The organism is uncultured Porphyromonas sp., from assembly GCF_938039215.1.
In the GTDB taxonomy this organism is placed as follows: Bacteria; Bacteroidota; Bacteroidia; order Bacteroidales; family Porphyromonadaceae; genus Porphyromonas.
In genome coordinates this window covers 1-21,574 of record NZ_CALHVI010000059.1, presented here as the reverse complement: position 1 = coordinate 21,574, position 21,574 = coordinate 1, and the positions used below count along the sequence as shown (strand labels likewise).

The window sequence follows — 21,574 nt, the reverse complement described above, 5'->3', positions numbered from 1 at the left end:
CGGTCGACCGACCCACAGTAGGTCCTAAGAGCGACCTACCATAGGGTTCTTTTTTCCCACCCCAAAGTAGGGAGCAGATCGCCCCTCCCTTTTCGATCTGACAGCCTGATCCAGCGAGTCCTCCCTTCCCGCTGGGGAGGTATTCATCAGAGGCTCTGAACTCCCCTCTAAAAGAGTTATATTTGTACACTTAATAAGTCAATGAATCATCGAATCTCATAGCGCTATGAAATTTACTGTCACCAGCAACGACCTTCTCCAGCAACTGCAGGCTGTCGCGAAGGTTATCTCCAGCAAGAGCGTGGCGGCTGTACCCGTACTCGAGAACATCCTTTTCGAGCTGCAGGGGCACATCCTCACCCTCACGGCTTCGGACCTCAGCAACCGCTTGACTTGCTCCATCGCTGTCAATAATCAGGGCGAAGACGGAGCTTTCGCCGTACGTGCTGGTATCGTCCTTGACTCCCTCAAGGAACTCCCCGACCAGCCCATCGAGATCGAAGTCGATGGAGGGAAGGCTACCGTCACCTACAGCAACGGGCACTACAGCTTCCTCACCACCGCTGCCGATATCTATCCTGAAGGCACTGTGCTCGAAGAAGCACGCACACTCGAAGTCCCTGCTCAAGCTCTGCTGAAGGGGCTGGAGCGTACGGTCTTCGCAGCTAGCGACGACGATCGTCGCCCCGTGATGACTGGGGTCTACCTCGACTTCTTCGAGGACAAGCTCGTCTGCGTCGCCTCCGATGGCCGCATCCTAGCTCGCCATACCGACACCAACATCAAGAGCGAAGCGGCGGCTGCCTTCTGCCTACCCGCTCGTATCGCTCTGCTCCTAACGCGTGGTCTTCTGGCTAAGGAGACCGACCCCGTACAGATCAGCTTCGACACGAAGAACGTGACCTTCACGATGAAGGGAGGTGCGCTGACGGCTCGCCTACTGGATGGGAAGTTCCCGAACTACAATTCGGTCATCCCTCCCTCTTCGCCCCACAACATCACTGTGGACAAGGATCAGCTCTTCTTCGCCTCCAAGCGTGCTGCCATCTTCTCCAACCGTGCGAGCAACCTCGTCATCTTCGACTTCGCCGACGGTGCTATCCGCATCTCGAGCCAAGACCTCGACCTCTCGATCGCAGCCGAAGAGACCATCCCTTGCTCGGGTCAGGAGCCTGGCACACGTGTGCGCATCGGCTTTGACTTCAATTACCTCCAGCGCATCCTACAGAGCCTCTCGAGCGAACAGATCCAGATCAGCCTAGCCGATCAGACCCGTGCGGGCATCATCACCCCTCTGACGACCGACGAAGGGATCGATATCTGCACGCTGATCATCCCTATGAAGCTCCTCGGCGAATAGCCTAGAGCCCCCTATCACGGACAGAACATGAAGCTCCATCTACAGCGCCCGATCGTCGTCTTTGACCTAGAGACGACGGGCGTACAGATCACTCGTGACCGTATCGTCGAGATCTCTATCCTCAAGGTACATCCCGACGGCGAACAAGAGACCAAGACTCGGCGCATCAACCCCGAGATGCCCATCCCCAAGGAAGCCACTGCCGTACACGGCATCACCGATGCCGATGTAGCGGACTGCCCGACCTTCGCTCAGGTAGCTCGTAGCCTCTACAGCTGGATCGAAGGCTGTGACATCGCAGGCTTCAACTCCAACCGCTTCGACGTGCCCATGCTCGTCGAGGAATTCCTCCGCTCGGGCATCCCCGTAGACTTCGATGATCGGCACTTCATCGACGTGCAGACCATCTACCACAAGATGGAGCGTCGTACACTGGAGGCCGCCTATAAGTTCTACTGCTCCAAGACCCTTGAGAATGCCCATTCGGCCGAAGCCGATACACGGGCTACCTTCGAGGTGTTGGAGGCACAGCTGGATCATTACCCCGAGGAGCTCACCAACGATGTAGCAGCACTAGCGGAATTCTCTAGCTACGGCCGACGAGTGGACTTCGCTGGTAGTCTTGCTTTCAACGACCAAGATGAGATCGTCATCAACTTCGGGAAGTACAAGGGAGTACCCGTCACCGAGGTCTTCCGTCGGGACTCAGGCTACTACAGCTGGGTGATGGGGGCTCAGTTCCCTCTGGAGACCAAGCGATGGTTCTCCCGACTCTACCAACAGGCACGCCAAAGCAATGGGAGTACTCAGAGATAAGCACATCGTCCTCGGCATATCGGGGAGTATCGCAGCCTACAAGGCAGCCGTCCTGACACGTCTACTCGTCCGTCAGGGTGCAGAGGTGCAGATCGTCATCACCCCTGCGGGCAAGGAGTTCATCACTCCGATCACGCTCTCTGCCCTATCCTCCCGCCCCGTGGTCAGTGAGTTCTTCAGCGGGCTGGACGGTACATGGAATAGCCACGTCGATATAGGTCTCTGGGCGGATGCTATGGTCATCGCCCCCGCTACCGCCTCGACGATCGGGAAGATGGCACATGGGATCGCCGACAACATGCTCCTGACGACCTACCTCTCAATGAAGGCACCTGTCTTCGTTGCTCCAGCGATGGATCTGGATATGTTCGCTCATCCTTCGACGACGGACAATCTGGATCTCCTTGCCCAGAGAGGTAACTTCATCATCGAGCCTCAGTCGGGTGAGCTGGCTAGCCACCTCGTAGGCAAGGGACGCATGGAGGAGCCCGAAGGGATCGTCGCTGCGCTTGAAGAGTTCTTCTCCTCTACCCTCGACTATGAGGGTAAGCGTGTTGTGCTCACCGCAGGGCCTACCCATGAGGCGATCGACCCCGTTCGCTTCATCGGCAATCATTCGACAGGACGGATGGGTATTGCGCTGGCCAATGAGCTGGCTCGTCGTGGAGCGCACGTAGACCTTATCCTGGGACCTTCGGCACTGAAGCCCTCCGAAGCAGTGCACATAGAGCGGGTGACGAGCGCAGAAGAGATGCTCCGAGCTACCGAAGCAGTCATCGACTCAGCAGATATAGCCATCTTCGCAGCTGCAGTAGCCGACTACCGCCCTCGTATCAGACATACCGAGAAGATCAAGCGGGAGCACGAGACCGAGCTTGACCTCGAGCTGGTACGCAATCCCGACATTGCGGCTACGCTGGGAGCAAGGAAGCGCCCTGACCAGTTCTTCGTAGGCTTTGCCCTAGAGAGTAATGCAGGTGTCGACGAAGCTAAGCGCAAGATGCAGGCTAAGGGCTTCGATGCCATTGTCCTCAACAGTCTGCAAGACTCAGGGGCAGGCTTTGGGCACGAGACGAACAAGGTCACCATCTTCGACCAAGAAGGCTCCATCGAAGCCTACGAACTGAAGAGCAAGGATGCTGTAGCGCGCGACATCGCTAGCTTCATCATCAAGCGTCTGGGTTAGTCGGACTCCGTAGTCTTGTGATCGGATGCGCCTTCGTCTCTTCTTGCTCCTCAGTCTCCTGCTCTGCGGTCGTGGGCGCTCCCATGCCGAGGAGCTCCGAGTGGCTGTGGAGGTACGAGCCGAAGCCCTTGGGGAATCCGATCGCACCCGCTACGAGACCCTCCAGAGACAGCTATCCGATCTCTTCAATCGAACTCGCTGGACAGAGCTCCACTATCAGGATGAGGAACGTATCGAAGCGACCTTCACGCTCATCCTCCTAGAGCATCGGGGAGAAGGCGACTACACGGCAGAGGTGGTCGTCTCCGCCCGCCGCCCTGTCTACCACTCCAGCTATAGGACGACGACCCTGCTCCTGAGAGAGCGGGGAGTCAGCTTCAGCTACCTTGCTGGTGACCAGCTCACCTACAGCGAGACGGAGCTGGGGCATAGCCTCGTTGCTCTGGTCGCCTACTATGCTCTCTACCTCATCGCCACCGATCTAGACAGCTTCTCTCCTCTGGGGGGAAGCCTCATCCAGCCCCGTCTGAGTGCCCTCGTTGCCTCGGCAGCTAGTCGTCCCGACTGGAAGGGCTGGGATAGCTCGGAGCGAGGTCTCAGTCGCTACCGACGGGCGGGTCGCTTCCTCTCCAGCGAAGAGGAGGTCTACCGCCAGTGCTGGCATCGCTACCATCGCCTTGGTCTTGATCGAATGGCTGACGCACCCGAGGAAGCGAGGAAGGTCATCCTCGAAGTCCTCCACGAGCTACATGCCTTCCACAAAGATCACTTCCAGTCGCCCTCCCTCTCCGAGCTGGAGAGTGCGAAGCTCCCCGAGATCGTGGAGCTCTTCACCACAGCTCCTCAGCAGACGAGGCAGCAGGTCTTCGAGCTTCTTCAGAGCCTTTTCCCCACGGCCAGCACACGCCTACAACCACTACGCTAGGTCGTAGGCATTCCCTCTTATCATCCCTCCATCACTTAGCATCATGCTTCAGAGTCTCAGTATTCGGAACTTCGTACTCATCGACGAACTGACCATTGACTTCCAGCCTCATTTCTCCGTCATCACCGGGGAGACGGGGGCAGGGAAGAGCATCATCCTTGGGGCTATCGGCCTACTGATGGGACAGCGAGCCGACAGCTCTACCCTTCGTCCTGGGGCAGACCGCTGCATCATCGAAGCACGCTTCACCCATCTGGATGCAGCCGTGGGGATCATGCTGGAGGAGGAAGACATCGACAGCGATGAGGAGGAATGTATCGTGCGCCGAGAGATTACCTCTAAGGGGAAGAGCCGTGCCTTCATCAACGACACCCCCGCCTCGCTCCAGCTACTGAAGCGACTGAGCGAATACCTCATCGACATCCATTCGCAGCACAAGAATCTCCTCCTCGGGGATGCGGGCTTCCAGCTCTCTGTGCTCGATCTCTACAGCGCTTCGCTCCCCCAGCTCCACGAGTACCAAGAGGCCTACCGCCGTCTACGAGCGGGACAGCGAGCCTACGAAGAGGCAAAGGCTACGGTCCTAGCCCTGAGCAAGGAGCAGGACTACTTACAATTCCAATTCGACCAGCTCGAAGAGGCAGAGATCGAGGAGGGCGAACTAGAAGCCCTCGAGGAAGAAGAGCGCCAGCTCTCCCATGCCCAAGAGATCCGAGAGGAGCTTGGTGGTGCCGTCTCTGCTCTCGAAGATGACGAGCGGGGAGCGCTACAAGCTGTACACCTTGCCCTGCGCTCGGTGGAGAGCATCCGTCGCTATCACAGCTCTGCTGAAGAGTGGGGCGAACGGCTATCTAGTGTCCGTATCGAGCTCCAAGACCTTGCCTCGACGCTCTCGAGCGAAGCGGAGGAAGTAACCTTCAGCCCCAAGCGCCTCGCCCGTGTCGAAGCCCGTCTAGACCAACTGAGAGGCCTGCTCCACAAGCACGGACTCGAGAGTTGCTCCCAGCTCATCGCTCTCAAGGGAGAGCTCGCCGAGCGCCTCGAGAAGATCAATTCTTCAGACGAAGATCTAGCTCGTCTGGCCGAGGAGGTCGAGCATGCAGAGGCGGAAGTCCTCCGTCTCGGAGAAGCCCTGAGCAAGGTGCGTAGCGAGGCGGCTCAAGCCATCGAGACCGCCCTTGTCCGAGCCCTGCAGGAGCTGGGGATGCCTCATGTACGCTTCCTCATTCAGATCGATGCCCTAGCGAGCCCCAGCCTCATGGGCCTTGACCACGTCACCTTCCTCTTCTCGGCAAATAAGGAGATTGCCCCCGAGCCCGTCGCTGACATCGCTTCGGGTGGGGAAATATCCCGTCTGATGCTGGCGCTCAAGGCGCTCATCGCAGATAGAAGGAGTCTGCCGACCATCATCTTCGATGAGATCGACACGGGGGTCTCGGGCGAGACGGCCGAGCGCATTGCCACGATCCTTCGCCGTATGGGTCAGAGCATGCAGGTGCTAGCTGTCACCCACCTTCCCCAGATCGCTGCTGCAGGAGCCGACCACTTCTATATCTATAAGGAGCACGGCGAAGAGAGCACCCGTAGCCACATCCGCCACCTCACGACCGAGGAGCGTATCGACGAGATCGCTCGGATGCAGAGTGGGAGCAAGCTCACCGAAGTCACACGTGCTGCCGCCCAAGCCCTTCTAGAGAGCGCTGGGGGGCTCAACCGCTAAAGCCTCCTTATTCACCCGTTCCCATCTCTAGAGCGAAGCTCTTTCGTACCCCAGAGAAAGGACGATCCCGCCTCGATGCAAGGGAGGAAAGGACGAAGCTCGACACGTCCGACTTCTTAAGCACAAATAATTATGCTCCCGCCTTCTGAAGGAATAGCCTTCAGGGGGCGGGAGCATCGTCGTTTGCATCTAGTAGAAACTACCTCCTTGCACCCGAAGTAGAGAAGAGGCAGGGAGGGGTGAAAAAACGACCTACTGTAGGTCGGCGTACCGACCCACAGTGGGTCGCCTCGACGACCTACAGTAGGTTTTTTCGGCGACCTACCGTAGGTTTTATTTGGGGGCTCTCCTTCTCCGCTCTCTATGCGGGTAGGAGTGGGGTGTCAGGCCTAGGGGTGTTATTCCTTATCTTTGTGTATGCTCACGCAAAGGAGCATACGGACGCATGCAAACAAATTCTACTACCTCTCCTCAGCTGGATGTCCTCATCATCGGGGCAGGACTCACAGGGCTTACCACAGCCTACCACCTACGGCAGGCAGGGCTCAGTCTGCACCTCATCGATAAGGCAGACCGAACGGGAGGAGTCATCCACACCTACCACGAAGGAGGCTTCACCTTTGAGGCCGGCCCGACGACGGGCATACTCAGCCATCCTGCTGTGGCTCGCCTCTCCGAAGCCTTCCCTGGACTACTCTATACGGCCTCGCACGAAGCAGAGCGAAGACTCATCCTCAAGAGCCTCGGAGGTAAGGGTCAGCGTCAGACCTTCCATCCCCTCCCCTCTTCGCCCCTCTCGGGGCTAAGGACACCGCTCTTCACCCTCTGGGATAAGCTCCGCATCCTCGGCGAGCCCTTCCGAAAGAAGGGTACCCAGCCCGACGAATCCATCGCAGAGCTCGTCGTACGTCGTCTCGGCAAGAGCTTCCTCGACTATGCTGTCGATCCCTTCATCAGCGGGATCTATGCAGGCGATCCAAACCGCCTCGTCACTCGCTATGCCCTACCCAAGCTCTACGCTCTGGAGCAGGAGCACGGGAGCTTCATCCGTGGGGCTCTGGCGAAGGCTCGCACTCCGAAGGATGCCGAAGCCCGCTCCGTCACCCGAGAGATCTTCTCCAGCCACGACGGACTGACGACCCTCACCGAAGCGCTCACCGAAGCCATCGGGAGAGAGCACTTCAGCCTCTCCGCTACGGGGGCGGAGCTTCACCCCGAGCAAGACGGCTCATGGACGGTACGTTTCACTGAAGGAGATCAGCCGAGAGAACTTACCGCTCGCCACGTCATCACCACGATACCTGCGCCGAGTCTTCCCGCCCTGCTCCCCTTCCTCAGCGCCGAAGACCTCGCTCCCATCACCTCCCTTCGCTATGCCCCCATCGTGCAAGTAGCGTGGGGGATGCATTCGGTCAGCCTCCCGCACTTCTTTGCCTTTGGTGGGCTCGTCCCTTCACGAGAGGACGACGAACTCCTAGGTATCCTTCACCCGTCGGCCTGCTTCCCCGACCGAGCACCTCGAGGGGGGACTTTGCTCTCGATCTTCCTCGGAGGTATGCGCTCCCCTCAGCTCATCGACCGCTCCGACGAGGAGATCCGTAGCCTCGTCACTGAGCGTATGGAGCGCCTCCTCGGCATCCATACTCCGCCCGATCTCTTCCAGATCTTCCGCCATCAGCTAGCCATACCTCAGTACGAGGCCTCCACGGGAGCACGCTACGAACGGATCGACTCGCTCGAAGCTCGCTACCCAGGACTTCACCTAGCAGGGGGGCTACGCGACGGCATCGGTATCCCCGACCGTATCAAGCAGGGGGAAGCACTAGCCCAGCTCATCGCACAGCAGGAACATGGAGCCTAAAAGGATCTATTCGGAGCGGACAAAGAAGATCTTCCGCATCACGATCCTAGGCAGTGTGACCAATGCCTTGCTCGTGATCCTGAAGCTCTTCGTCGGGATCTTTGGGCATAGTAGCGCCATGATCGCCGAGGCGATCAACTCCGTCTCGGACTTTGCTACCGACTTGATCGCCTTGATCTTTATCCGCATCTCGGGTAAGCCCCGAGACGAAGATCATCACTATGGTCATGGGAAGTATGAGACGCTTGCTTCAGTCGTCATGGCTAGTGTGATGATGGGGGTGGGAGCGGTGCTCCTCTATCGAAGTTCGTGCACAGTCATTGGGCTCCTCTCGGGGCATATCACCCGCCCACAGCCTAGCCGATTCACGCTCATCATCGCTATCGTTTCGCTCCTGCTGAAGGCCGTCCTCTATCGCTACACGATACACTGGGCTCGCCTACTCAAGAGCTCTGCCCTGAGAGCCAAAGCGCTCGACCATCGGGGCGACACGCTGGCACTCATCGCCGTCCTCCTGGGGATCGCCGGAGCGATCTACCTAGGCGAAGGTTGGCTCTTCCTTGAGCCTCTGGCGGCAGCTCTAGTGAGCTTCTTCATCCTTCGCATGGGGTGGAGCGTCCTTCGCCCTGCCTTCAACGAACTGACCGAAGAGCGGCTCTCCCCAGAGATCGAGCAGGAGATCGAGCACATCATCCTCGCTACTCCCCAAGTCCAAGGTATACGCCAACTGCGAACCCGCAGCCTAGGGCAAGGCTATGCCATTGAGATAGACCTCCTCGTAGATGGTCAGATGAGCGTCATCGAGGGGCACAACATCACCCTCGTCATCGAGCAGGAGCTTCGCACGCACTACGGAGCAGAGACCCATATAGCTATCCACGTGGAGCCCGCTGAGCTCCCCCACCAATAGATCCTACGATGAAGATCGAAGCAATGAAAATAAGTCTTGAGGATATGCACTTCTATGCTTATCATGGAGTCTTCCCTCAGGAGCGGCGTGTAGGCAATGACTTCGTCCTACAGCTCACCCTCTGGGCTGAGGTAGCTAAGAGCCTTGAGCACGATGACCTCGCAGAGACCATCAGCTATGCCGAGGTCTACGAAGTCGTGAAGGCAGAGATGGCTATCCCCTCACAGCTCCTGGAGCATGTCGTCGGGCGCATCAGTAGGAGGCTCTTCGAGGAGTTTCCTCGTCTCTCTAGGCTATCCCTCACTTTAGCTAAGCGCAATCCCCCCTTCCCAGGTGAGGTACGCTCGGCTTCCTTCACCCTTGAAGCTTCTCGGGAAGGTTAGTTCCTTCGCTCCGAGCGAGCACGAAGGAGACGCCCCCTTCACTCCCCATCCTTCATCCGCCCCACCATGAGGGGGTAAATAAAAAAGGCTACGTACCTCTTAGTACGTAGCCTTTATCTTTCGTAGCGAGAGGGGGACTTGAACCCCCGACCTTCGGATTATGAATCCGACGCTCTAACCAGCTGAGCTATCTCGCCGCCTTGTGCTCTCAAAAGCACTGCAAAGGTAGTATAAAGCTTTTATATATGCAAGAAGGCAAGCCCTGCTGGAGAGCAATACTTCTTCGCCCTAGAAACGGAAGCCTAACGAAAGGCCCAGCTCTACGATCTCAGAGCGAAACTTCATCCCCGTAGCCTTGACCCTGCGGGTAGCTGGATCGATGTCCAGCCGTATGTCGGAGGAGACACCTGGGAGCATATCGATAAGTCCCTGGCGAACTTGGTCTTCCGGAGCTGGCGTATCGCCTACTGCAGGGCGATAAGTACCCTTGTAGGTAGGGGTCAGTGTACCACGACCCCCACCGAGGATGTACCAGTCGAGGACGACATTCTTATTTCGGCCGAAGAGCCACTGAGCTCCGATACCGACACCACCGCCGTGGAAGGTCAGGCGAGCATCGTAGTCGAAGATGTGGCGACTCCGTGTATTCCGATCGGTGAAGAAGTCTGAAGTACCATCGAAGCTCAGGGTCTGGAAGCGGTAGAAGCCCATGACATAGAAGCCATGCCCCTGCCCTTCGTTGAGGTACCAGCGCACCTGTGGAGTCAGGAGGAAGGACTGGGGCTCTACAGTATTTCGGTCATTGATCCGCCCCGAGGAGTAGTCGAAGTATCCTTTGATGGGCTGGTACGTATCTCCAGAGAAGAAGTAGGCACCTAACTGTGCACTGATACCGGGGGCGAAGATACGCTCGACCTTGAGGTTGTAGTAGCCGAAGACATCAGCAAAGAGGTTGGTCTTCACGATGGTCTTGCCGTCGAGGAGCGAATTCTCCGACGAAGGCTCGAAGCGTGGTGTTTGCGCCACGAGCGGGAGGGTCATCGCTCCGAAGGCGAGGGAGAAAAGTAGCTTTTTCATATATGCTTTCGTATATAATTAGGCAGTAATATCTGTGAAGCAAATTTAGTGAAAAGAGGCATTACTCATTACTCTTTGGGGAAGGGAATGAGGGCACTCGCCGCCCCGTCGATTAGCCCTGATTTTGAGGGCTTCTGAAGGGGGTAAAAAACGACCCACGGTAGGTCGTCGAAGAAACCTACTGTGGGTCGCCTGACCGACCTACCGTGGGTCGTCGAGGCGACCTACCGTAGGTTTCTTTTGGGGTCTGTCCTTAGTCCTTCGTCAGCGGGCTAGTTCTAAGGGTAGAAAGGGGGGCAAAAGAGCCCCTTCCTTCACCTGGGGTAAAAGGAGTGAAAACCGAGGGGGCTAAACCAACTCACTCTTCAGCTCCTTGACCCAAGCAGATAGGCGTCGGTCGGTCAGCTCGGGCTGATTGGTCGGATCAAGGATGAGCCCGAGGAAGAAGCCCTCACGAGCGGCGAGTGACTGCTCGTAGCTATAGCCCTCCTCGGAGGTATGCCCTACGATCTCTGCGCCCAGCGCTTCGAAGAATTCGGCCAAGATCCCTACGCCGTCAGCGAAGCTCACGGGTGAGCCAACTTGATCTCCAGGACCGTAGATGGCTACCTTCTTACCAGTGAAGTCCGCATCCTCCACTTCGGGTAGGAATTCGCTCCACGCTGAGGGCAATTCGCCATTGAAGTAGGTAGGCGTACCGAGAATGAGGGCGCTATGCTTCTCCACATCCTCTAGGCGGGCCGTGTCGATATCGACATACTCGATCCCTTCACCCCAAGCCTCAGCGATACGAGCGCCCACTTCGGCGGTGAAGGCCGTGCTCTTACTGTAGAGCAGTCCTATAGTCTTCATATATGGTCGGTGTGATTGGAGGGTTAGTATTCGATGAGCTCCTTGGCGGCAGCGTAGATCTTCTCTTCGCTAGGCAGGGTCGCTAGCTCAAAGCACTTGTGGAAGCCCACAGGCGTGGAGAGCGAACCGACACGGAAGATGGGAGCATCGAGATCTCGGAAGGCCTTCTTAGCGATCGATGCCGCTAGTTCCGCCCCGAAGCCACCGAAGACTCGGTCTTCGTGGACGATGAGCGCCTTGGAGGTCTTAGCGATAGAGGCGTAGACCGTCTCTTCGTCCCAAGGCACCAGAGAGCGTAGGTCGATGACCTCGATACTCTTGCCCAGCTCCTGCTGGATACGCTCAGCGACGTTGAGCGAGAGGTGCAGGGTATTGCCATAGGTGATGAGCGTGATGTCCGAGCCTTCACGACGGATACGAGCCTTCCCGAAGGGTACCTCGAAGTCCTCAGGGATCACCGAAGCTGACTCGGCACTATTGTACTGCGCCTTAGGCTCCATGAAGACCGTAAGCCCACGGGAGCGCATCGCTGTGCGAAGGAGCCCCGCGGCGTCGTCGGCAAAGCAAGGGTACACGACACGTGCCCCGGGGAAGGTGGTCAGTACCGCCTCGATATTCTGTGAGTGATAGAGCCCACCCTGTATATAGCCCCCCGAGGAGAGACGGATGGTGATATTAGGAGAGAACTGCCCGTTGCTACGCCAGAAGTCGTGGGTCGAATTGACGAACTGCTCCATCGCAGGCCAGAAGTAATCAGCGAACTCCGCCCCTTCGATGACGATGCGGATCTTGTCGTTGAACCGGCTCATGCCGTTGGCCGTCCCCACGATGTAGTCTTCGGCGATAGGGGCGTTGAAGATACGCTTATTCCCAAACTCCTGGAGCATGCCCTTGGTGACATTGAAGACACCGCCCTTATCCCTATTAGCGACATCCTGCCCCCAGAGGAAGGTGTCGGGATTATGGCGGAACTCCTGCTTCAGCGTCTTATTCAGAGCCTGTACCAGCGTGAGTTCTTCGCCCGTACCATCGGGGATACCCGTGCCGTACTTATCCCCTGGATAAGCCTCCCCGATGACGTAGTCCAGCACCGTATCAGCGGTGGGATCGGGCGCCTTCAGGGCATTGCGGTTAGCGATCTTCAGTTCCTCACGTGCCTCCGCTTCGATAGCTTGGAGCTCCTCCTCCGTGAAGCGCTGGTAGCGAAGGAGCATACGGCGGAACTTAGGCAGTGGGTCAGCAGCCTGAGCACGCTCCAACTCCTCCTCGGTACGGTAGAGGGTGTGCTTGTCCGAATTGGAGTGTGCACCGATACGGACACATTCGGCAGTGACGACCACAGGCGTCCGGTGCTTCACGGCGTACTCACGTGCTGCCTCCATGGTGTTCATCGAGTCAAAGACATCCTTCCCATCACAGAAGAGCGTCTTAAGATGGCGTATACCCGAGTAGTTCTGCCCGACACGTGGATTAGCCGTCTGCTCATGCGTAGGTACGGAGATGCCGTAGCCGTTGCTCTGCAGGACGAAGATCACTGGCAGGCGCTCACGAGCTGCCCCATTGATCGCCTCGAAGACATAGCCTTCGGAGGCAGAAGATTCGCCGTGCGAAGCGATAGCCACCCCATCGACGCCATAGTAGTCCAGCGCACGTGCCAGCCCGACGGCCTGTGCATCATGAGCCGCCACACAGGAGGAGATATTATGGATCCCCCAGTCTACCTTGGCATAGTGATCAGACATGTGACGCCCGCCACTAGTAGGGTCCGTAGCCTTGGAGATCCCATTGAGGATCATCTCCTCCACGGTCATCCCAGCGGAGAGTGCAGCTAGCAGATCTCGGTAATAGAGGAAGAGGTGGTCCTTCCCTCTCTGGAAGATCTGCCCGATGGCGAGCTGGATGCCGTCATGCCCGGCATTGGAGGCGTGGAACTGCCAGCCGATGGACTGGAGCAGGTAACTAGGGGCCTTTTCGTCCAGGCAGCGCCCTAGGTAAAGGAGATAGTACCAGCGACGAAGGGTCTCCTTGTCCGTGGTCTTGATCCCGTATTTCTTCTGTACTGAGGTCATAGATTAGTTCGTTTGCTTCCAGTTTGAGAGATAGTGGGCTACGGCCTGAAGGAAGGCACCGCCCAGCATGCCATCGATGATACGATGGTCGTAGGAGAAGGATAGGTACGTCTTGTGGCGTACGGCGATGACATCCCCAGCTTCAGTCTCGAGGATGGTCGGTTCCTTCTCTATCGCTCCTATGCCAAGGATAGCAGATTCAGGCTGGTTGATGATAGGCGTCCCAAAGAGTGTCCCTGAGGAGCCATAATTGGAGATAGTGAAGGTCCCCCCACTCATCTCATCGGGGGTCAAGCGTCCCTTCCGGCTCTTCTCGGCCAGGAGAGCTACCTGCTCGGCGATACCGCTACGACTGAGCTTGTCGGCGTCACGGATCACTGGCACGACGAGGTTACCATCGGGCAGGGCTACCGCCATACCCACGTGGACGTGCTTGCGCTCAATGATGTTGTAGCCATCGACAGAAGCATTGATCCGAGGGAATTCCTTCAGTGCTCGGGCTACAGCTTCGACGACGGGTGTCATGTAGGTCAGGGCGTAGCCTTCCCTCTTTTTGAAGGCATCCTTCTCCGCCTCTCTCCAGTGGACAAGATCGGTGATGTCTACCTTGAGGAAGCTCGTCACATGGGGAGCCACCTGCACGGACTGCACCATACGGTCAGCGATGATACGACGGATGGGGTCCATGGGGATGACTCGATCCTCGGGGCCTATGGGCACGGCTGGTGCCGCTACCTGTGGACGCTGGGTGGCGGGCGAAGGGACAGCACTGCGTTCGGCTCTTGGAGCAGGGGCGGGAGCACCCTTCTTCTGCTCGATGTAGCGTACGATATCGGTCTTACTGACACGACCACCAAAGCCCGTTCCCTGAAGACTATCCAGCTCTTCCTGACTTATCTTCGCTGCCTTTGCTCGCTCGAGGACTACAGGTGAATACCAGCGCTCTACAGATCCTCGGTGTACTTCCACAGGAGCCGAGGGAGAAGGGCTAGCTACCTGCTCTATCCCGTTAGACTCCGCCTGCTTAGGCTCTTCTACAGAAGGGGCTGTAGCCTCGCCCTCGGTGTCTACGACGATGACCGGCAGGCCGACGGCTACGGTGTCGCCCTCGGCGTAGTTGATCTTCACGATCCGTCCTGCCACCGGCGAAGGGATCGTAGCGGCGGTCTTAGCCGAAGTGATCTCGAAGAGGTCTGTATCCTCCTCGATATAGTCTCCTTGCTGGACCATGAGGACGGTGATCGTACACTCGGTGACGCTCTCGCCCATCTTAGGCATCTTAATATCGAATGTCGCCATGATTATCTTGGGTATAATGTATCTGAACTAGTAGTGTGGGAATTAGGAGAAGAGCACCTCATGAAGGATCTCCCCTACGGTGGGGTGAGGGAAAACGTGACGGCGGAACTCCTCGACGCTCAAGCCATCCGTGATCGCCATACCTGCGAGAAGGATCAGCTCCGAAGCAGGGTCCCCAAGGATATGACACCCTAGGAGGGTATCGTTCTCATCGACGAGGATCTTACAGAGGCCCCCGGCCTGCTCCTGCTCGACGACATAGCGTCCCGCATAGGCCATAGGGAGCTCGAGGGTACGGTAGTAGCGCCCTTCGCTCCGAAGTTGCTCTTCCGTTGCCCCGACCCCAGCGATCTCGGGATGGGTATAGACGACACTAGGGATAGCGTCATAGCGCATCGGGTCATCTTCCCCACCGACGATATGGTTGATCGCCACCTCGCCCTCACGGATCGCCGTATGCGCCAGCAGGGAGAAGCCTGTGATGTCTCCAGCGGCGTAGACTCGGGGGTGCGACGTCTGCATATATGCATTCACGATGACTGCCGAGCGGTTCGTAGCGATGGAGAGGGTCTCGAGGCCTAAGGCTTCGGTCTCTGGGCGACGCCCTACGCTCAGGAGGATCTGCCCCGTGGGAAGGAGCTCACTCTTGCCGTCCTTTGTCTCGATCGTCATACCTTCCTCCGAGACGGCGGTGACCTTGGTCTCTAGGTAGAACTTCACCCCACGACGCCCGTACTCCTTACGTAGCATCGCCGAGGTCTCTCTATCCATAGCACCGAGGATCTCCGGAGCCATCTCGATGACTCGCACCGGTACTCCCAGCGAAGAGTAGATACCAGCAAATTCTATCCCGATGACACCGCCACCGATGATGGTGACCTCCTCGGGCAGGGTCTTCGCAGCCAAGGCTTCTCGGCTCGTCCAATAGTTGACCTTGTCCAGCCCTGGGATGGGTGGGATGATGGTCGAGCTACCGGTAGCCAGCAGGACGAAGCTCACACTGTAGGTCTCCTGGCCCGCTGTCACGAGGATGCGATCCCCCTCTTCGCCACTGAGGCGTGCCGTCTCTTGAATGACAGTGACGCCTGCGCCTTTGAGCTTATAGGCGACGCCAGTGGTAAGGGTCTGAACCACCTTGTCCTTGCGAGCTGCGATAGCTGCATAGTGGGGAGTGATAGCCCCTTCGACCTCGATGCCGAAGGCTTTTGCCTCTCGGATCTCATCAAGGAGATTGGCAGAGTGGAGCAAGGTCTTCGTGGGGATGCAACCCTCATTGAGACAGACCCCTCCGAGGGCGGTATGCTCGAAGAGCACTACCTGAAGGCCATTGGAGGAAGCATTAGCAGCAGCATTGTATCCTGCAGGTCCCCCTCCAATGATCGCTATATCGAAGTTCTTCATTCTATTTCTCCAAATTGTGTATATATACGTTAACCAAAGGTAATCCTTTTCTTGGGTACCTCCTAAGCATCTCCCTTAAAAATGCCAAGCCGTCTAAGCAGATACCAACTTTGCTCCTGAAGGCTAAATGGATAGCTCTTCCCCCGTCGCCCCTCTTCCCTCCCCTCTGACGCCCCCGATGCCTTCCCCTTGCTCCTCCTCTTCCCCACCCTTTGTCTACCCCCAAGAGGCGCTACTGCTACCTCCTCTGTGGCGCTACTGCTACCTCGAGGGAGGGAGCAGTAGTGCCTCCGAGGAGGCGATGATGATCGCTCGGGGCTGGGAGCGAGGTGGGAAGAGCACCATTCCCTTGGGAGCGGGAGGGGAAGGAGCGGAAGGGGGTATTCGCCGTAGATGCTGGGGAGATTTCGTACCTTTGAGAGAAGATGGGGAGCTTTCGACACTTCCCGAAGCACAGCACCACAATGATCGTACTCAAGAAGCTATATCTGGGGGGTATTCGACTCCCCATTTTTCTCGGCGTGATCCTCATCTCTGTCCTTCAGGGGAAGGCACAGGGGCTCTTTGCTAGCGACAGCACACGCTACATGAGCCTCATCGACTCGTGCTTCACAGCAGGCAACCGAGGGGACTACGCTCGTGCCGAAGCCTTCCTATCGGAGGCTCTTCGCCTCAATCCCCCCTCCGCTCTCCTACCCATGCTCCTCAATAACCTCGGGGGACTTCAGCTCCTACAAGGGAAGGAAGATGCAGCCTTGCTCTCCTTCACTTCGGCGCTCAGCAAAGATCCACACGAGGCGACGACACGCTTCAATCGTGCTAAGCTCTTTGTTCGTCGGAAGGAGTACAAAGCAGCGCTGACGGACTTCGCCCTCCTCATCTCCGACCAACCCAAGAACGAGCTCTACCGCTACCAGCGAGCCATGCTCTACATGCTCACTAAGGAATATGATCTAGCCGAAGGTGACCTGAAGAGCATCATCGAGCACAACGAGGGCTCCCTCAAGGCACGCATCGGCTATGCCTTGCTGGAGACCATGCGTGGGAACTATCAAGAGGCAGAGCGTCTCTATGGCTACCTCACAGACAAGCTCCCGAAGAACGCCGAAGTCCTCGAGGGACGGGCCCGCATGTATCTAGCTCGGGGGATGAAGGGCTTTGCCCAACGAGACATCAACCAAGCCTTCGAGCTATTGGGAGGGAAGGCACCAGCCACCCTCTACCGCCTGCGTGCTGAGCTCAACGAGAGCCTCGGCAATCGCAAGTCCGCAGCCGAGGATCTCCGGCGAGCAGAAGCCCTAGAGCGTAGCCAACCCTAAAGTCCTCTGTCCGTGTCTGCATCAACTCCCTTCCTCGCCCAAGTAGCCCGCTACTACCTTGATCAGGGCCCTGAGCGTCTGAGTTCGCTGCGCTTCATCTTCCCCTCGAAGCGTGCGCTGACCTTCTTCCGCTATTACCTCGGACAGATGGCCAGCGAGCGCCCCATCTTCGCCCCGAAGATGGAAACGATGAGCGACTTCATCCTAAGCCTCACACCCAGCACCCATCTGCTGGACAAGACAACGCTCCTGTTTGAGCTCTACGAAGCCTATAAGGAGGTACGTAGCGAGCGTGGGCTTCCTCCCGCAGAGTCCTTCGATAATTTCCTCTACTGGGGCGGCTTGATCCTCAAGGACTTCGACAACTGTGACCGCTACCTCGTACCCATACGACATCTCTATACCAACCTGAGAGACTTCAAGGAGCTCTCGGACGACTTCAGTTATCTCTCCGAGGAGGCTCGCCAGATGCTCCAGCGCTTCTGGGGCGATCTACCTGCCCTCTCCGCCCCTCTCCCCGAGGGAGAAGAGGCCGACGATCACAAGCGACGCTTCCTCAGCTTTTGGGAGATTCTAGCTCCGCTCTATGAGCGACTGCAAGAGCGACTTGAGAAGCTAGGTGTCTCCTATGAGGGTGCTCTTTATCGACGTGCAAGTGAAGCTCGGGAGGACATCCTCGACCAACTAGAAGAGGGAGAAGAGCTGGTCTTCGTAGGGCTCTTTGGTCTCACACCAGCCGAGCGGAAGATCCTCGGCACGCTGCACCAAGCTAAGCGAGCTTCCTTCTGCTGGGATGCCGCTGTGGCGATCGTCCAAGACAAGGAACACCCTGCCAGCGAGTACTTCCGCCAGCTTTGCTCAAGCTTCGGACAAGAGCCTGGCCCTTGGGCGGAGGGAGAGCAAGGCAAGCACCTCCCTCAGCAGGTCGAGGTCATCGAATGCCCCAGCCTCATGGCGCAAGCTAAGGGCTTACCTCAGCTCCTATCCGAACTCGGGATAGCTTCGGAGACCTCCCAACTGCAGACAGCACTCATCCTCCCTGACGAAGGGCTTCTTCTCCCGACCGTCAGCTCTATCCCCGAAGGGATCAAGGATATCAATATCACCTTAGGCTATCCCCTAGACAAAACACCGATCGCCCTACTACTCCGACGCTGGATCGATCTCCTCTCCTTCGGGGATCGATACAAGGAAAATCCCCGCTACCCTGCAGACATCCTCCTCGGGCTTCTTAGTCAGCGCCTCGTCACTGCCTACGCTAGCGATGCGCCCTCGGTGATGGAGCGCATACGTACGATGAAGCGGTTCTTCGTCTCTATAGGTGAGCTATGGAAGCAGCAGGAACCTTCGCCGCTTCTTCGCCTCTTGCTCGATCCGCTCTCCCAGCCCGACGAACTACTAGATCGGATCAAAGCGCTACTAGAGCTCCTGATCCAAGAGGCTGTACAAGCAGAGGACAAGGAGGAGGAAGCAAGCAAGTCTCCTTCGGAGCAAGTACCCGTAGAGATGCAGCTCTCGACCTTCGACATCGAGTTCATACACCACTACCTTCGACTAGTCAAGCGTCTATTGGGGCTCAAGGAGCGCTACCAAGAGCAGCTTGGCCTAGAGTCCGTCAGTCATCTACTCGAGGGACTGGTAAGCATGGTGACGATCCCCTTCGAGGGCGACCCGCTACGAGGGCTCCAAGTGATGGGACTCCTAGAGACTCGCTCCCTGCACTTCGACACGATGATCTACCTCTCTGCCCAAGAGGGGGCTTTACCTCCAGGTCGCTATACCGATACCCTCATCCCCTTCACCCTCCGCAGAGCCTTCGGTCTACCCGTAGGAGGAGCGGACGATCTCGGGCAAGACTACACTTTCTTCCAGAGCATCGCCCAAGCAAAGCAACTGATCTTCATCGTTGCCCCCGCAGGCGAGACAAGTACCCAAGGAGAGGAGAGTCGCTACATCGGGCTGCTCGAATACATCTATCATTGCTCGGTAGGTCGCCGTACGCTCCGCTTCTCCAGCGACCTTATCTCCGTCCCAGAGATCACCAAGGCAAAGGAAGGGGAGCTATGGGAAGCCTTCGTTCAACGCACAACTACCCCTCCAGAGGAAGGCAATCCCATGAGCAAACCTCTCTCCCCAAGTAGCATCAGCAAGTACATCGCTTGTCCTCTGCGCTTCTACTACGAGGAGATCTGCAGATATAGAGAAGATGAATCTCCCAGTCTACTCCTAGAGGCAAATGAGTTTGGCTCCATCCTTCATGCCTCGATGGAAGCGATCTACCGTGAACTGATGCAGACTCCTGCTTCGGAGAAGGCTACGCATACCCTCATTACCCCCGAACGGATCAAGGAGAAGCTCCATACTCAGCACTTCATCCGGCGCATTGTAGAGGAGCAATATCGTACACAACTGAAGCTCGGCAGTAAGAAGGAGCTCAGTGGTCTTGCCTTGATCTATTGCCATAGCATCGAGCGGTACGTGCGTCAGATCCTCGAGCTCGACCTGGGCTATGCCCCCTTTGAATACCTAGAGAGCGAGAAGCGGCACTATGCCTCCTTCGAGCTAAATACAGGACAGCGGGTCTACTTCGGAGGGATCATCGACCGAGTGGATAAGATGGAGCTTGGCTACCGTGTCGTAGACTACAAAACGGGGAAGGAAAAGATACACATGACAAAGTGGGACTTGCTCCTCGACTCCGAATACAAGGCGATCCTACAGACGCTCATCTACTGCGCCTTCCTCGCCGAGAGTGGTGTCCCTAAGGATGAGATCTACCCAGCTATCTACATGCTACGAGGGGACTATGGTCTCATGGTCAAGGGTCAAGGCTACGATCCTCTAGTCCACCTTCCCTCAGAGAAGAAGGATGGGAAGCCCTCATCAGAGTTGCTTTCCTATAAGGACGCAGAAGCCCCCTTCCGAGAGCTCTTCATCCATCAGGTCCTAGATGAGCTCTACGACCCTACCCATCCCTTCATCCAAACTACTAAAGAAAATAACTGCCAATACTGCCCCTTCGCCCTCAGCTGCGGAAGGTAGGGAGCGAGAGTTGATGTAGAAAGATCAACAAATAATACCCAGCCGAATAGAGGCAAGAGGGAGAAACACCTATCGGGATGTCCAAAGCATAAGCTCTAGGCATCCCGAATTCGTATACTCAATGACAGCAATGACTCTGTACACAAAGCCCCAATCCTGCTCCAAAGCATCCAGCAGATCTTAAAGCAAAGACTCCCACACGCAAATTAGACATATCTCAAAGCACAAATTATTAAGCAAAAAGAAGAGGTTCTATAAGCAGCTTTCCTTCAGGAGCAAAGAAGCCCAGCCTCTCCTCTAGCCAAATCTTTAAGCAAAGCTTCTACAGCTTCCTAACCTTCCAATCTAGAGTGCTCAACAATACTCTCATCCAAGAAGAGACTAGACGAGAACTAGGAATAAAGAATAGCGAAAGCAGCTCTAATATCTGGGCACTACAGCGGAGTACGTGTGGCCCTCTTGGGTAACTTAATTTCACACGCAAAAGCTACAGATGAAAATCAAAAGAATAAGGTCCAGAAGAATTGCGAATCAGCCTTCTTTCGGCACTCATTACCCCTAGAATTCAACCCTTACCATAGCACCCAAAATAAGCTCTAAAAGAAGGTCCAAAGAAAACCTACTGTGGGTCGTCTTACCGACCCACGGTAGGTCGCCTCACCGACCCACAGTAGGTTCTAAAAGCGACCTACCATAGGTCTCTCAAACAAGCATCCGCAAGGCTGACGACAACTGGAGGAAACATTAGTCTACGTACTAGCACTAGCTCGCTAGAATGTGAGCCTAGGTAAGCGGCAGAAATGAGGACAAAGAAAGGGAGGGCATCTGTCCCTTAGCCGACAAACGAGCATACGAGGCTGGAAGATGAGCTTCCAGCATACTAGCTATGAGTCGCAGGGGATGAGCACTCCCGCTGGCTATGGCTACCACTATAAACGACAATAGGGCAAGGGAAGCTAGATCCTTCCCTACCTTTGAAAGATCCTACAGAACGTGCTCATCTCTCCCTCTAGCCCCACCTGCACAACCGACAAAAGGGCAAGAGAAGTTATGGTCTCCCTTGCCCTTCAAATATATTGCAAGCAGTGCGTGTTCCTACGGGGAGCACCATCTGTATAAACAAGAATAGGGCAAGAGAGGCTATTGCTTCTCTTGCCCTTGCTGTATCCTCAGGGGATGAGTGTGCCCGCTGGCAGTGGCTACAGCCATAAAGGACAATGGGGCGAGAGTCGCTCCGCCGCCCTCACCCTATAAACAAGGAGCGGGTGTGACTGCTATTGCAATCACACCCACTCACTCCTAAAATGGCGGCTACCTACTCTCCCACTTTTACGCAGTACCATCGGCACAATTG

At 56.7% G+C, this 21,574-nt stretch carries 15 protein-coding genes and 1 tRNA gene; 10 read left to right on the top strand and 6 right to left on the bottom strand.

Going from position 1 to position 21,574, the window contains the following annotated elements:
- Positions 1-226 precede the first annotated feature (226 nt).
- The 8 genes from dnaN to folB all read left to right on the top strand — a co-directional run bounded on the left by dnaN (position 227) and on the right by folB (position 9,161).
- A complete protein-coding gene (gene dnaN, locus Q0336_RS08610; RefSeq protein ID WP_298527869.1) occupies positions 227-1,360 on the top strand; it encodes a DNA polymerase III subunit beta in 1,134 nt (377 codons plus the stop codon).
- Positions 1,361-1,387: 27 nt separating this feature from the next.
- Complete coding sequence (locus Q0336_RS08605) at positions 1,388-2,176, top strand: 3'-5' exonuclease (RefSeq protein ID WP_298527867.1); 789 nt, start codon at positions 1,388-1,390, stop codon at positions 2,174-2,176.
- Positions 2,157-3,362: a bifunctional phosphopantothenoylcysteine decarboxylase/phosphopantothenate--cysteine ligase CoaBC gene (gene coaBC, locus Q0336_RS08600; protein WP_298527864.1), complete on the top strand. Its 1,206-nt coding sequence runs from the start codon at positions 2,157-2,159 to the stop codon at positions 3,360-3,362. The genes Q0336_RS08605 and coaBC overlap by 20 nt, the downstream gene beginning before the upstream one ends.
- Positions 3,363-3,387: 25 nt before the next feature.
- Positions 3,388-4,287, top strand: a complete 900-nt coding sequence (locus tag Q0336_RS08595; protein WP_298527861.1) for a DUF4835 family protein — start codon at positions 3,388-3,390, stop codon at positions 4,285-4,287.
- A gap of 43 nt (positions 4,288-4,330) precedes the next feature.
- Entirely contained in the window at positions 4,331-6,007 is a 1,677-nt protein-coding gene (gene recN / locus Q0336_RS08590; RefSeq protein WP_298527858.1) for a DNA repair protein RecN, read from the top strand.
- 445 nt (positions 6,008-6,452) lie between these two features.
- Positions 6,453-7,868 (top strand): protoporphyrinogen oxidase, encoded by a 1,416-nt coding sequence (gene hemG, locus Q0336_RS08585; RefSeq protein WP_298527855.1) that lies wholly within the window; start codon positions 6,453-6,455, stop codon positions 7,866-7,868.
- Positions 7,858-8,778, top strand: a complete 921-nt coding sequence (locus Q0336_RS08580) for a cation diffusion facilitator family transporter (RefSeq protein WP_298527852.1) — start codon at positions 7,858-7,860, stop codon at positions 8,776-8,778. The genes hemG and Q0336_RS08580 overlap by 11 nt, the downstream gene beginning before the upstream one ends.
- An 8-nt stretch (positions 8,779-8,786) precedes the next feature.
- The gene (gene folB / locus Q0336_RS08575) at positions 8,787-9,161 is read left to right on the top strand and encodes a dihydroneopterin aldolase (RefSeq protein WP_298527850.1); all 375 of its coding nucleotides are present in this window, start codon (positions 8,787-8,789) and stop codon (positions 9,159-9,161) included.
- A 123-nt stretch (positions 9,162-9,284) separates the two neighbouring features.
- Here the strand turns inward: folB and Q0336_RS08570 are convergent.
- The 6 genes from Q0336_RS08570 to lpdA form a co-directional block, all read right to left on the bottom strand.
- A tRNA-Met gene (locus tag Q0336_RS08570) sits at positions 9,285-9,358 on the bottom strand.
- Between the two features lie 91 nt (positions 9,359-9,449).
- Entirely contained in the window at positions 9,450-10,238 is a 789-nt protein-coding gene (locus tag Q0336_RS08565; protein WP_298527847.1) for a hypothetical protein, read from the bottom strand.
- A gap of 348 nt (positions 10,239-10,586) precedes the next feature.
- A complete protein-coding gene (locus Q0336_RS08560) occupies positions 10,587-11,090 on the bottom strand; it encodes a flavodoxin (RefSeq protein ID WP_298527844.1) in 504 nt (167 codons plus the stop codon).
- Between the two features lie 23 nt (positions 11,091-11,113).
- A complete protein-coding gene (locus Q0336_RS08555) occupies positions 11,114-13,159 on the bottom strand; it encodes an alpha-ketoacid dehydrogenase subunit alpha/beta (RefSeq protein ID WP_298527842.1) in 2,046 nt (681 codons plus the stop codon).
- Positions 13,160-13,162: 3 nt separating this feature from the next.
- Positions 13,163-14,458, bottom strand: a complete 1,296-nt coding sequence (locus Q0336_RS08550) for a dihydrolipoamide acetyltransferase family protein (protein ID WP_298527839.1) — start codon at positions 14,456-14,458, stop codon at positions 13,163-13,165.
- A 42-nt stretch (positions 14,459-14,500) separates the two neighbouring features.
- Positions 14,501-15,859 (bottom strand): dihydrolipoyl dehydrogenase, encoded by a 1,359-nt coding sequence (gene lpdA, locus Q0336_RS08545; protein ID WP_298527836.1) that lies wholly within the window; start codon positions 15,857-15,859, stop codon positions 14,501-14,503.
- A 464-nt stretch (positions 15,860-16,323) separates the two neighbouring features.
- On the opposite strand from lpdA, the gene Q0336_RS08540 reads away from it, so the two are divergent.
- Both Q0336_RS08540 and Q0336_RS08535 read left to right on the top strand, forming a co-directional pair.
- Complete coding sequence (locus Q0336_RS08540) at positions 16,324-17,178, top strand: tetratricopeptide repeat protein (RefSeq protein WP_298527833.1); 855 nt, start codon at positions 16,324-16,326, stop codon at positions 17,176-17,178.
- Positions 17,179-17,190: 12 nt separating this feature from the next.
- Positions 17,191-20,220: a PD-(D/E)XK nuclease family protein gene (locus Q0336_RS08535; RefSeq protein ID WP_298527830.1), complete on the top strand. Its 3,030-nt coding sequence runs from the start codon at positions 17,191-17,193 to the stop codon at positions 20,218-20,220.
- Positions 20,221-21,574: the final 1,354 nt, after the last annotated feature.